16 protein-coding genes and 1 pseudogene are annotated in these 12,411 nt (G+C 45.2%); 8 read left to right on the top strand and 9 right to left on the bottom strand.

Going from position 1 to position 12,411, the window contains the following annotated elements; all coding sequences use genetic code 11:
• Positions 1 to 51: 51 nt before the first annotated feature.
• Both ACLGGO_RS26710 and ACLGGO_RS26705 read right to left on the bottom strand, forming a co-directional pair.
• A pseudogene (locus ACLGGO_RS26710) lies at positions 52 to 274 on the bottom strand (VOC family protein); the annotation flags it as partial.
• Complete coding sequence (locus ACLGGO_RS26705; protein WP_446421555.1) at positions 267 to 1,109, bottom strand: tyrosine-type recombinase/integrase; 843 nt, start codon at positions 1,107 to 1,109, stop codon at positions 267 to 269. The pseudogene ACLGGO_RS26710 and the gene ACLGGO_RS26705, both read right to left, overlap by 8 nt.
• A gap of 51 nt (positions 1,110 to 1,160) precedes the next feature.
• Here ACLGGO_RS26705 and ACLGGO_RS26700 point away from each other — a divergent pair, with 51 nt between their 5' ends.
• The 3 genes from ACLGGO_RS26700 to ACLGGO_RS26690 are packed head-to-tail and all read left to right on the top strand — an operon-like array spanning position 1,161 to position 1,909.
• Complete coding sequence (locus tag ACLGGO_RS26700) at positions 1,161 to 1,298, top strand: hypothetical protein (protein WP_446421554.1); 138 nt, start codon at positions 1,161 to 1,163, stop codon at positions 1,296 to 1,298.
• A 33-nt stretch (positions 1,299 to 1,331) separates the two neighbouring features.
• Positions 1,332 to 1,601 (top strand): type II toxin-antitoxin system ParD family antitoxin, encoded by a 270-nt coding sequence (locus ACLGGO_RS26695; protein ID WP_446421553.1) that lies wholly within the window; start codon positions 1,332 to 1,334, stop codon positions 1,599 to 1,601.
• On the top strand, positions 1,598 to 1,909 hold the full coding sequence (locus ACLGGO_RS26690; RefSeq protein ID WP_446421552.1) for a type II toxin-antitoxin system RelE/ParE family toxin: 312 nt from the start codon (positions 1,598 to 1,600) through the stop codon (positions 1,907 to 1,909). The genes ACLGGO_RS26695 and ACLGGO_RS26690 overlap by 4 nt, the downstream gene beginning before the upstream one ends.
• 205 nt (positions 1,910 to 2,114) lie before the next feature.
• Here ACLGGO_RS26690 and ACLGGO_RS26685 read toward each other — a convergent pair whose 3' ends face one another.
• The 7 genes from ACLGGO_RS26685 to ACLGGO_RS26655 form a co-directional block, all read right to left on the bottom strand.
• On the bottom strand, positions 2,115 to 3,806 hold the full coding sequence (locus ACLGGO_RS26685; protein ID WP_446421551.1) for a tyrosinase family protein: 1,692 nt from the start codon (positions 3,804 to 3,806) through the stop codon (positions 2,115 to 2,117).
• Positions 3,807 to 4,041: 235 nt separating this feature from the next.
• Entirely contained in the window at positions 4,042 to 4,326 is a 285-nt protein-coding gene (locus ACLGGO_RS26680; protein WP_446421550.1) for a hypothetical protein, read from the bottom strand.
• On the bottom strand, positions 4,323 to 5,621 hold the full coding sequence (locus tag ACLGGO_RS26675) for a peptidoglycan DD-metalloendopeptidase family protein (RefSeq protein ID WP_446421549.1): 1,299 nt from the start codon (positions 5,619 to 5,621) through the stop codon (positions 4,323 to 4,325). The genes ACLGGO_RS26680 and ACLGGO_RS26675 overlap by 4 nt, the downstream gene beginning before the upstream one ends.
• A gap of 241 nt (positions 5,622 to 5,862) precedes the next feature.
• Entirely contained in the window at positions 5,863 to 6,957 is a 1,095-nt protein-coding gene (locus tag ACLGGO_RS26670) for a hypothetical protein (RefSeq protein ID WP_446421548.1), read from the bottom strand.
• Complete coding sequence (locus ACLGGO_RS26665; protein WP_446421547.1) at positions 6,954 to 7,817, bottom strand: hypothetical protein; 864 nt, start codon at positions 7,815 to 7,817, stop codon at positions 6,954 to 6,956. Before ACLGGO_RS26665 ends, ACLGGO_RS26670 begins: the two co-directional genes overlap by 4 nt.
• Positions 7,818 to 8,042, bottom strand: a complete 225-nt coding sequence (locus ACLGGO_RS26660; RefSeq protein ID WP_446421546.1) for a hypothetical protein — start codon at positions 8,040 to 8,042, stop codon at positions 7,818 to 7,820.
• Positions 8,039 to 8,287: a hypothetical protein gene (locus ACLGGO_RS26655; protein ID WP_446421545.1), complete on the bottom strand. Its 249-nt coding sequence runs from the start codon at positions 8,285 to 8,287 to the stop codon at positions 8,039 to 8,041. Before ACLGGO_RS26655 ends, ACLGGO_RS26660 begins: the two co-directional genes overlap by 4 nt.
• Positions 8,288 to 8,497: 210 nt before the next feature.
• Between ACLGGO_RS26655 and ACLGGO_RS26650 the strand changes: the two genes are divergently transcribed.
• From ACLGGO_RS26650 to ACLGGO_RS26630, 5 genes are all read left to right on the top strand, one after another.
• On the top strand, positions 8,498 to 8,959 hold the full coding sequence (locus ACLGGO_RS26650) for a hypothetical protein (RefSeq protein WP_446421544.1): 462 nt from the start codon (positions 8,498 to 8,500) through the stop codon (positions 8,957 to 8,959).
• On the top strand, positions 8,952 to 9,587 hold the full coding sequence (locus tag ACLGGO_RS26645; protein ID WP_446416006.1) for a hypothetical protein: 636 nt from the start codon (positions 8,952 to 8,954) through the stop codon (positions 9,585 to 9,587). The genes ACLGGO_RS26650 and ACLGGO_RS26645 overlap by 8 nt, the downstream gene beginning before the upstream one ends.
• A gap of 129 nt (positions 9,588 to 9,716) precedes the next feature.
• A complete protein-coding gene (locus tag ACLGGO_RS26640; protein ID WP_446421543.1) occupies positions 9,717 to 10,658 on the top strand; it encodes a hypothetical protein in 942 nt (313 codons plus the stop codon).
• Positions 10,659 to 10,694: 36 nt separating this feature from the next.
• The gene (locus ACLGGO_RS26635) at positions 10,695 to 11,930 is read left to right on the top strand and encodes a glycosyltransferase family 4 protein (protein WP_446421542.1); all 1,236 of its coding nucleotides are present in this window, start codon (positions 10,695 to 10,697) and stop codon (positions 11,928 to 11,930) included.
• On the top strand, positions 11,905 to 12,411 hold a 507-nt coding region (locus ACLGGO_RS26630; protein ID WP_446421541.1), incomplete at its 3' end, for a hypothetical protein. The genes ACLGGO_RS26635 and ACLGGO_RS26630, both read left to right, overlap by 26 nt.

The following is a 12,411-nucleotide window of genomic DNA, read 5'->3' as shown; positions in this document are numbered from 1 at the left end:
GGGACTTTGGGCATAGAATCACGCTTGGTTCTGATTCCAGTTTCTCAATCTTCATATAGCTTGTGGAGGTAATCCATCGGGATCTTGAAAGAAAGTATACCTTTTCTCTGTGAATTCATCAATTCTAATCGGTTCGACAACGACTCCCTTGGCTTCTAACAAACCTATAGACTTATTGATGGAAAGCTACCTTAAAAGCCAGATGCCTTAAGCCACAAGCTTCTGGCTGAGTCGGTCGATGAGGTGGATCGGGAAAGGAAAAAACTTCAATCCGGTAAATACAAACTGCTACTATCAGTCGGTTTAGCGTGTAAATACTTCTCCGTAATCGCCACGGTACTATGTCCCAGAGTCTTCTGTACTAAATGTATTGGCGCACCATTATCCAAACTATGACTAGCGTGGGAATGTCGCAACCAATGGGGAGAAACATTAACCTCTAACCCAGCTCTTTTAGCCGCATCCTTCACGATATGAAAAACCATAGAACGGCACAAATGACCCCCTTTCCGAGAAACAAACACCGGGTCATCACGCTCTTCTGTTCCTTTCAACTGATAAACCTCATCCCAAACCCCAGGACTTAACAGCACAACCCTTGTTTTCTCACCCTTACCAAAAACAGTTATCTGACCCCCCGGCTCACGACATTTAAGGTCACGCCACTTTAAACCACACAATTCACTAACTCGCAACCCCCCGGAATACAACAGCCGAATAATCGCCCGATTCCTGGGAGAAGGAGCCGCCCGAATCATCCCTTTAACTTCCTCTTGTGTCAGTATCCTTTCTGCCAATCTATTTTTCGCCTGGGGAGACTTCACCAATATTCCTAAGTTAGCGGGTATAACCCCCAATTGGTGAGCAAAACTAAACAGAGATTTTATCGCCGCGACAGCGACTCGTTGGGAATTATCAGCACTAACCAGACTCATTTGCCACAGTTGGAATTCCATCAAAGTCACCTCAGCCAGAGGTTTATTCCCCAGGTGAGCCAAAAAACTCATGGCATAACGTTGATAGCCATCCTTGGTATTGGGGGACTTCCCATGCAGCCAGAGTTCCACCAGTTCAGAATTCGTCAGAGTGGAGTTGGATTTATTCAACATTGCGGCATATTATGTTGAATTGACGTACATTGTTACACCCAGCACAGATGCGTGAATCCTTACAGTATCCTGAAATGGGAGCGATCGCTATCTTTAAGAGTCACCACCGCGAAGTATGACCATCGGGGGGAACAGGCGAAGTGGAAGGCGGTGCAACGTTTGGGGTTAAATGTTCTAGAACTAGAATAGGAATACGATTAACACGATATAGGGAAAATGTTGATGAATGTGTCTTTAACTCCAGAACTTGAGCAGTTTCTTCAACACCAAGTAGAGGGCGGGAAATACAAATCACCCCAGGAGGTTATCCTGGCTGCACTTAGGGCGTTTGCTGAACGGGAACGTATTTATAAGGGGCGCTTTGAGGAGTTGAGGGGGGAAATTATGGTTGGAGTTGAAGCGTCGAAACGGGGAGAGGTGGTTGATGGTGAAACGGTTTTTAGCCAGCTTGAACAGAAGCTGCTTTTACGTCGTTCTCAAGCGGGTGAATGAGTAATATTTGTCGATTTACTGTTCCGGCTAGTCGAGATATTGAAAGTATTATCGACTATGTTGCTGATAAGAGTAGTTTGGGTGCAGCGGAGCGCTTACTTAAGAAGATTAATCAAAAGTGTCGGACGTTGGCTAGTTTTCCTAACATGGGGCGGAGGCGGGATGAGCTTTTACCTTCGTTGCGAAGCTTTCCTGTTGATGATTACTTAATTTTTTATCACCCAATTGAGGATGGGATTGAGATTTTGCGGGTTGTTAGTGGCTATCGAGATTTAGAGGCGCTGTTTTCAGATGAAGATGAGGGGTGAAATATTGAAGCGATCGCCTGTAATATTTTCCCAGCAAGGAATAACAGATCAGTTTTACAAGTCAGCAGACCCATCCCCTAGAACTGAAACACTAATGCCGAATGGGACTTAGACATTTTCTAACCCTTTCGAGCAGCATTAGCCAACCGAACAGGACTAGCACCGAGGGTATTCACTGCCTCTGCTCGTTGAATTTGTGTCAACGTTACTTGGATTTCTGCTTCTGTTTACGCTTCAGTGCTGAACTTGCACCTAAAGCACCAAAGGCTAATACACTTAACGTGGAAGTGGGTTCGGGGACACTAGTGGTAGTTAGGAATCCTCCATCACCTTTTACTTTACCGAAACCTAGTAGCTCAAATTTGAATCTTTGCTGTGGAGATTGCAGAGTTAAACCATCTAGCAGCGCTTCTTGGTTGATACTGAAGGGGCTAAACGGAGCAAGTCCTACGTCTGACTGGGTAATTCTGCCAATTAAACTGGCTGTTTCTTCAGCTCCTTCAAAAATATGAAAGCTATTTTTAAAATTACCCAAACTATTCTCCTGACCCGGGCTAGTATCTGTTTCGATAGTCAGGAAATCTGCATTCTGCTCAGGAGTGCCGATATTGGGAGTGTCATTGATGAAGATATTGCGCTGAGCCATTATCGGAAAGTCATCAATCCCTAATTCTGGAATATCAATAGTCATGTCTAGCAATAAATCTACACCATCTAGTCCCGTATCAGTCACAATAGTGCCATTGAAAAAAGTTATTTCTCCAATTTCAAAAGGTGTATTTAAACGAGTTGAGAAACTGCCTTCTGTAATCGACAAACTGCTACGAGCACCATTGGAGTTACCAAGAAGAGGTGTTCCCCAACTAATGCTATTGCCAGTAATCTCGTACTCTGAATCAGCAGATGTTACCCTCGGCGGGTCTGAGAATGTTACGTCAGAAGTTCCTTGGATGGCTGGTTCAACGAGGTAGCTATAGCCTATCGACGCGATATCAAGAACATCGATAGGTGTGACAATATCGGTTGGCTCGAAGGTTGGCAGTAGGTGTTCAACACTGCTGAAGAGAGTAGAAGATGAACCACCGTCCCACGGCCACATAGGGTCATTAAGATTGTGTCCATTAGGTTGACCGCTAGCTGGATAAAAATTGCTACCTTGATGTCCATTAGCCTGCCATTCAGCCCAAAGGCGATCTACATTAGCGTGGTGTAGCCAGAATAATGGATCGTTTGGAGAGAAGAAATTACCCATATTTCCACCAGTCCAAACATGACCAAAGTTATGTAGCTTATTACCAGCTTCAAGAGCTGGTCGAAATAAATCGTATGAAGACTGGTTCAGAGCAGAATTTACATCACTTTGAGTTGCTAGATCACTAAATTCGCCTAAATTGCGTACAAGTGCACCGCTAGGCGATAAGGGATTTAAGTCATCATCTACCCTCCAACCCCCCTCAGCTAAAGAAAAATGACCCGATTCAACAGCTCCTCCTCCAATTCCTCCCAAGCCCCCATTAGGTCCGATAAAATTGTCTTGAAAAAGAACAAACTCTGAACCAACATGATCTGTCCAGTCCCAGTAGGGTATCAATACATCTGGATCGACCATCTGTAAAGCCTGTTCAAATCGATGTAAGTATTCACGATGCCACGGTAAAAATGCGGCATTTCGATGCCCACCATCAACGCTAGCAAATCCCTGCAATCTTGTTACTGCTGGATGGATTGCTACAAACTGATCGTAAAGGTTAGTGGGGTTGCCATTACGGTCTGTAGTCGGTGTGTTTTTTAAAGTGGTAACAGCAGTGACAAATTTATCTATTTCAGTGTCGGTTAAGCTAGTCGCGCTTTTTCTCAAGGTCATCGCCCCAGCTTTAAATGTTAATTTATATGTCATTAAGCCAGAAAAGGCTATCATACAGTGGACAGAGCTGTAGATAGCTAAAAGTAAGGAAAACTAGCCACAATTATTTTACAAAACTTAAAATAGCCGTACTCCTAGAACCACGAGATTTCGTGGGAAAGATAATCAAAATTTATAGCTTTTTCCAACCGCTCAAATGTTAACCTTTATAAAGGGGGAATCGGCATTCCCCTAAAAAGGCAGAAGGCTCCAGAATAAGTCTCTATAACTAATCCCGATCGCACCTCCTCGTCCTCAGCTTCTTCAAGTCAAGCGTGTTGGTATAATGATTCACCCACCACTTAAATTCCCAGACCAACCAGTAATCATCAAGCTGGCGAAACTGATTTAGACAACGGCGGGGTAATTCCCGATCGCTCTCAATCTCCGACCTAACAGAACCGTCTGGACTTAACACCTTCCAGTCAATCGCCCATTCCCCATCTGCCAAGTGCTTCTCAAACTGCACCCGCCACGTTTTCCCGCGCCAGTCTTTAATCTCCAGTTCCTTCATGGTTGCTCCCCCGTCAGAAACCATTGCAGCCAGCCACTTCTAACCCGTAGCCAATTCCCAGAACTGGATGATTTAATCCGTAAATCCAAATGTGGACCGGTTGAGCCGCCACTGTTCCCAGTGTGAGCAATGACTTTTTTTCTAGAGACTTTAGTTTTTTGACCTGGCTCCACCAGACACCGGGACAAGTGCAGCAGTTTAAACTGGAGTGTGGGGAATTCTTCGGAGGTAAACGTAGCGTACAAGCCAGCCGCACCCCCTCGGCTACACTCAACCCAACCATCAGCGATCGCATACAGAACCGTTCCCGCTGGCGTGGCTAAATCAACCCCCTGGTGATATTGGCGTTTTCCTGAAATGGGGTGAATCCTCCACCCACGCGGCGATGAGACTTTATAGCCTGCAATTATGTCTTCCTGCTTCGGGTTCTTTTGAAACTCCGGCGCCCATTTATAAATATGAGACTTGTTGATCTGGTCCGGTGTTTTTTCTAGAGACTTTCCGGAGAGGAGTGCGATCGCTCTCCCTCGATGCTCCCGATTCATCCGCTCAACGGCGCTATCTAAGGTATGATAGCCGTCACTGATGGAACCCCTGGCGTTGGGATGTCCAGCAAATACTGTAGAGTAAAGCTGTTTAAGTCCACCACCCTTAAACCCGCGCTTTACCAAGTATCGCTCAACATAATCCATCTGCTCAACCTGGCTCATTTGGGCTAAGGCTTCTGATGTGGTTAAGAGTTCCCGCGAGGTTTCGGGCATAAATTGAATAAGCCCGACGGCGCGTCCCCTATCTTTGACGATGGGACCTCTGATACTGGGGCTAAATGTTCCAGCAGTCTCAAAACTAATCAGTGTGGCTAAGTCGATGGGGTCAGCGTTGATATTAGCGGCGACTTGTTTGATTTTTTGGGCAAATGGGGTTAGGTGTAGAGACGTTGCATGCAACGTCTCTACAGGTTTAGCCAAATCGGATTCCGGCTTAACTTCCGGTTGAGTCGCCGTCTCCTGAACCTGTTCTAAATTAGGTTTAAACCAGTCAAAATTGGGGCTGTAATCCTGACTGTGTGCTAGGTTGAAACTGATTAATGCAGTGGCTGCGATCGCTAATAACTGCCCCCTCAGTTTGGATTTTTCTAGAGATTTAGGAGAATCATCGATCGCTCGTAATAACTGACTAACTCGACGGTCAATTTTCCAGAGGTTCGTTCTCTTGAGGGTTGCTAGTTCCTGCTCCAGCTTCCGGATTTCCCTCTGTAGCTGGTTGGTGCTTAGGGTTTGTGTTGCTTGTGTCATTGGTTAGTAGATGCCAGGTGAGTAAAAGCAAGCTAATCGCTAGGATGAGTAATGCGAAGCGCTGAAGTTTTATCCATCGCACTTCCCGCCTTATCGATCGCAAGTGCTGAAGTAATGCTCTGCGGCTGGGTTGTGTCTCTTGATTTTTTCTAGAGACAAACTTCTTAAACGGTTTAATGTCCATATAAGGAAGCCTCCACAGATGGGAGGCTAATAACTTACATCCCCGGAGCGTCGGGGGTTAGAGTTCCTGGGCTAAAGTAATTGTTTGGGCGATAACGTTCGCCAGATCGGGATGTTCGACAACATAACGATCGCTCCCTCGCAGTGTGGGGATTAAATCTCGTCCAAATCGGAAGGCTCCCCCACCCCCAACGATTGAGGTTTCGATTTCTGGGGGGGTGCAGTCGGTGATCAGTTCTGAGATTTCCCCCAGATACCATTCATGGGCGGTATCGATTGCATCGGCGATGGGGATGGGTTCGGGTTCGCCCTGGGGCTGATAATATTCCTCCCCATTATTTACAGCGGTGATAAACTGGGGGTCTTCTGGGTCATCAATCCCGGCTTCCTCTGCGACCCATTCATAATATAAGGATGTCCCCTTCCCATCAAAGGACTGACTGCGGTTATCGTCAAAGAATCCATCGGGGTCAATGAAGTCACACAACAGCGTCCGATAGCCGATATCGTAGCAAGCTTGCCAGGAATCATTGGGTTTGGATTCAGCGATCGCAAGCTGACGATAACAACCCAGATGATATCCTTCGGGGGTTACCTGTAATGTTTTGATGGTTGCGCTTTTGCGACCTTGCGGAGTAGACCAAGTGAGGGATTGACTCAGAGCTTTCTTGGCGGCTGACTCCTGTGCCTTGAAGTTACCGGGGGTGAAGAATAAACTCAGGCTGAGATGGATGTCCTCACCGTTACCTAATCCCAGTTGTTCGAGTGCTAGAATAACTCGCAGCTTCAGATTGTCGGTTTTGTCTCCATGGAGTCCAGATTGGGCGTTAAGGCTGGCACCTTTGCGATCGCTGGTGTAAGTCTTTCCCCGATAGGTTATTTCTACATTCCCCTTGACGGCTGATTGGCGCGACGGTTTAACGCGGGATTTTCCACGGGGTAATTCTGCCAAGTAATTGAGCGATCGCTGAATTGCCAAAGCGGGATTCCCGGCGAGTTCCCCTAGTAATGCAATTTTTTGCCAGAGACTCCCATTATCAATGGCGACGACTGGATCAGATGGCACTATTAACAGTTTGGGGTCAAGGCTGATGGTTGTCCCGTCTTGGGTGTCAAAGCGGGTAATCCGTTGATCTGTGGGTAAGGTTTTCATAGTTCCTCTAATTCGTTATCTGTGTCGTCTTCTGGATTTGTGATAATCGCGGCTAACTCTTCATCAATCTCGCGCCGAATCTCCAGCCCTCGCTCCCTGGCGTGGCTTTTGAGTTTGTCTCGAAGTAAGTCCAGGTATGAGTCTACTGAGGAAAAAATATCCCTGTGGGCGAGTTCGATGTCTGAGCGTAAATCAGATTCCCGTTCCTCTCGGTTGGATTCTCCCCAGTCGTAGATTTCTCCTTGGTAGACTCTTTTGTCGTCTAAACTGGAATGGGTTTCGAGCCAGTGGTGATAGGACCTGGATCGCGAAGCGTATTCGTCCCAGTATTGGAAGCGCAGGGAGTAATCGGGGTTTTCGATTCCCAGTTTCTTTAAGTCTCCCCGCTGATATTGACTCCAGTCTGGGTTGGGGAAGGTTAGCCGCGATGTGTACCGCAGTTTGATCCGGAGTTCTGCGATCGCTTCGGGGGTGAGTCCCTGTTCGTCGATGTAGTATCCTTCTGGGTCAATGAAGTTTTGTAACTCTTTTAGGTGTTGACCCAGGCGGGATGCTGAGATTTTGAACAGGTTTTTGGAGGCTTTCTCACGGGTTAGGTAGAGGGAGCGATCCAAGGGGACGCGGTAGAGTTCATATTCCCAGTCGCGAAGTCGTTTAAAGCCGGATTTTTCGTCTTCTGGGGTTTCTGGGATGATGTCTCGTAGGGGCTTGGTAACCAAGCCCGTACCGTCCTCTACCTGGGGGGTTTCATCGGTGGGGGTCGCGGTTTGTTCATCGCCCTCACCCTCAACTATCTCAACATCAATTGATGCTTCGTCTGGTGTGGGAAAGTGAGGCGATGGGATTTGAAATGCCATCATTTAAACCCCCTCAACTCGTCCGAAGAAGTCACGCAAGATTTGACCATCTTGGCTGTGATAGTCAAAGCGTATGGCGTCTGGGTAGTCTTCGGTTTTGACGATGAAGTAAACCCAGATAGATTTAACGGGTTCTCCTTCTCGCGTATGTGTACTATCCCAGTCGATGTAGGAGATTGAGTTTGGGTTGATTGTGACCTGTGACAGGTTGATGAAGCTGTTGATCATTGTTCATCCCCCAGAAACGCGATGGCAAAGTTTTGGGGGTTTTGGACGTAGCGTTTGAGGAATCGCAGGGAGTCCTCGGCGTCCTGGCGGTTAACGTAAGCCTGGGTAATTCTCGGCTTTTGTCCGGGCGGACTGTGAACGATCGCCCAAGGTTTATTGGAATCTATTGCAATTTGGGGAACGGGAGACAAAGGGACAGACGTGCGTCCCCCTCCCCTGTGTTCGGGGATAGCTTGTGACATCATAAAGTTGCCCTCCTATGGCTATTTCATGGGAGTGGAAGTCGATCTGGAGTGGTGGCTCACCCCAGATCGGCGTGTGGATTCAGGCGGTAGAGACATGATTAATGCTCCCCGCAAGAGTTAAAATAACACACTTGTCACCACTGTTACCCACAATGGTTAACAATTCTCTACTTGTCCCCCAGATGAGCAAAAACTGGGCTAAACTGACTGTTGACCCTTCGACTTCGCTCAGGGTCAACACCGAGCGAAGTCGAGGTGTTGACTATTCAGGTGGAGCGAATTGTGCCAAGCCGTCGGGATCGATTGAATGTTGATATTAATGGACTCCGAGGTATCATTCAGCAATTGGCGGATGAGGATCGGCGATCGCTTTCGTCTATGGTGCGGATATTGATTGAGGAAGGGTTGAGGGCGAGGGGGAAATATCCGCAGTCTGGGCTGGAGTTACCGACGATGGCTTCACTGGTTAAAGCCTGGGATTTTGAGGAATTGGCTGATGAGGCGCGATTACCAGTTGAACGAATAGAGGCGATCGCAAAAGGGGAACGCCCGACGGATGATGATTTGATTGCACTGGGTCGAGTCCTGGACTTGGATACGGCTCAGTTATTGGAAATTAGAACCCGGGATTTCAAGGGTGCAGGTAACGGACAGGGACGGAAAAATGGATGAGTTATTTTTGTCAGGATGTCAAATTGCGTTTACGGGTAACGCGGTGCAGGTTTTTGCTCCCAGCGAACTGGTAGCGATCGCACTCAGGCGTTCTCAGAAGGAGTTGGCGCAATGGGCGGTACAGTTTCGTAAGGAAGCCACGGAGATATTTTTCCCTGGTGATGGGGGAAGACCTTATAAGATTTTGAGTAGTTTTGCTCATTCGGGGGGAGAGAAGCCGCCGAGTCCCGAAGTGTCTAATATTGTGTTCGGACCCGGTGTGGGGTTTGATGTGCAATCGCTGCGAATTTTGGAGAGGATGAGGCTTTCGGAGAAGCCGATGTCTTTGGTTAATCTGGAAACGGATAGTCAGGATTGGGTGAATCGCCCTCTGACTCAGATGCTTCAGCGATCGGCTGAGTTTGCGACTCAATTGAATATGAAGGATTACTGGGAAGAAGATGCGCTGGCTTATGTGAAACGGATGCTACAGCAGCAGGGTAGATTAGACCATCATTATCAGGCGATGTTGCCTTATGGTCTAGCAGAGTTTAGTTCTACGTTTGAGGTGGTGCGCTTTGGTTTCCCTGAACGGGATTATCGGCTGGTGACGATTCACAGTTATGAGCCGATTTTGTCTAGGAGGTGAGGTGATGGGGAGGTGCGATCGCAGATGGGTTGCGACTGGTAAAATGAAAACATGAAAATCCCTGATGATGCCGTTATTCCCGATACTAAATTAACTCACTCATGAAGATTGAAAGAGAGTACAAATTCTATGAGTAATCTACTTTTCAGCCATTGCATTAATCCTTTCACACCACAAGGTAATTCTGAATACGGCTTAGCTCAAAAGGTTACTTTTGCAAGTATGCGTAGAGCTTTAATCGAGTCAAATGCACACAATATTGGTGTGGAAATTATAGCGGTAGTTTACCCAGAAGATGAACCCATTGTTGAGCCTCCAGCTATACCAATACCAAAATTATGTCGCAGTGTACAAGATTTTCAGATACTTAATCCAGTGCGACGACTTCCTCTTTTAAAAGACATACTAGATATAGCAGCCCTAGAAGGAAAAGGCGATTACTTAATTTTTTCAAATATTGACATTTCACTACAACCTCATTTTTATCTGGACATTAAAAATATTATAGAACAGTCAGACGATAATAATTTTGCTTGCACAATTACCCGTCGCAATGTTAGTAGTCAATTTAAAAATATTAAAAACATTGAACAAGAACTATCATTGATGTACGCAGCGAACAGCCACCCCCATCCTGGCTGCGATTGTTTTATCTTTCCACGCCGTTATGTTAAAAATATGAACTTAGGCAATATTACTATTGCTGTTAGGCATTTTGACCAGTTACTATTAGCTAACCTAGATGCTATTTCTGGATTTAATTTCCATTGGTATCGTAATTTATTTTTAACCTTTCACATTGGCAATGATCGAACATGGGTTTGGCAAATTGATTATGAAGAATTTAACTTAAATGAAGCTCTAAAAGCTATGGAACAAATTCGCAAAAAGTTTGACATTCCAAAAGGTTCAGCTTGCCATCGCTCCTATAAAATTTTTAAAGAGGAAACAAAACCTACAAAAAAAATAATAAGACAGTTAAAACGCATAAGCTTGTTAGTAAAATTACTGCGATGGCTTCGGGAAGATATTTTGCATCAGACAAGATACAATCATCAGAAATTAGATTAATTGTTTATATTTATATTTTGGAGAAAAAAGGTAAAAATGAAAGTTATAATTGTTGCTGAACATGCCTCTACCCTATTTGGGGGTGAAGCCCATAATCCTCTGCACTACTTTCGTGAACTTCGTTCACGTAACATTGAGGTATGGTTAGTGGTTCATGATCGTACTAAAGCTGAACTGCAAAAGCTGTTTCCAGAGGATTTTGAGCGAATATTTTTCGTAAAAGGTACTTTTTTACATCGGTTGTTATGGAGGAATCAGCAACTTTTACCAAGAAAATTTGGAGAAGTAACTCTGGGATTACTTAGTCAAATGTATACACAAATGCTCCAACGTCCTATTATCCAAAAACTAGTTATTGAACATGAAATCGATGTTGTTCATCAACCAATCCAACTTGCACCAAAGTATCCTTCTCTCATGTTTAACCTTGGAGTACCAGTCATCATTGGACCCATGAATGGCGGGATGACATTTCCACCTAGTTTTCGGTATTATTGCCAAGGTTTTTTTGTAGAACAGACAGTGACAATAGGTCGCTTTTTTTCTAATGTCATTCATCGTATCCTACCTGGCAAATTAAAGGCGCAGGTACTGCTAGTTGCTAATGAGCGAACCAAGCAAGCACTACCCAAAGCTGTGCAAGGCAGAGTTATAGAACTTGTGGATAATGGAGTAGACTTATCAGTGTGGCAATCATCCACTAAAGTAGCTGAAAAGCCAAACCATATTGTCTCTTTTGTCTACGTAGGACGACTGGTAGACTGGAAAGGTGTTGACTTGTTGTTAGAAGCGTTCCATAGGGTTATTGCTGAAACAAATGCCACCCTAGAAATCATTGGCGATGGCAAACTTCGGTCAAAACTGGAATTTCAGGCAGAGCGTTTAGGCTTAAACGGCAACGTTGTGTTTACGGGTTGGCTGTCTCAGAAGCAGTGTGCATGTAAGCTACAGCAAGCAGACGTAATGGTTTTGCCAAGTCTATACGAATCCGGTGGAGCGGTAGTTTTGGAAGCCATGGCAATGGGTATACCAGTAATTGCAACAAATTGGGGAGGGCCAACGGACTACCTTGATTCAACCTGTGGTATCTTGATTGAACCTTCATCGAAGGAAGCATTTGTGAATGGATTAAAAGAAGGAATGCTGAAACTAGCTCGAAATCCTGACCTACGAAAACAAATGGGACGTTCTGGACAGGAACTCGTTCAACTGAAATTCGACTGGAAGTCGAAAATTGACCAGATTATTGAAATATATAAAACTTGCATATAAAGATAAATATTTTTTGTCACAGATGAATTTGACAGTATTATTTGTTACTCAATGCCATCCTTATCCACCAAATGGTGGAGAACACATTCGTTGCCACAACTTAATTGAAAGCCTAACCAATAATTTCAATGTGGTTATCCTTGCACCTAGACCTGCTGTAGATTGTGAACTGAGCTATAAAATCTCTGCTTGGTACGGTTTACCCAAAAATCCTAAACTACCAATGAACTTAGGTACTGGTAGTTACTATTCATTATTTTTAAATTCAGCATTGGTTAAATGTTTGGAGACTGTATGTCAAAAGCATAAACCTAATGTAGTTTGGTTTGATCATGGACTTTGGGGACTATACCCTCCGGTTGTTCGCCGTTTTGGAGTACGTACAATAATGGGTACGCATAATATTGAAAGTAATTTAACCAAACAACGGCTTAACAGTAAACCACTTAGCCTTGGATATTTAAGGCTTTGCGCTTACTAT

Source organism: Coleofasciculus sp., assembly GCF_046565525.1.
Taxonomy (GTDB): domain Bacteria; phylum Cyanobacteriota; class Cyanobacteriia; order Cyanobacteriales; family Coleofasciculaceae; genus Coleofasciculus.
Note: the sequence above shows the minus strand (reverse complement) of the source record. Positions and strands in the feature narration are given on the sequence as shown.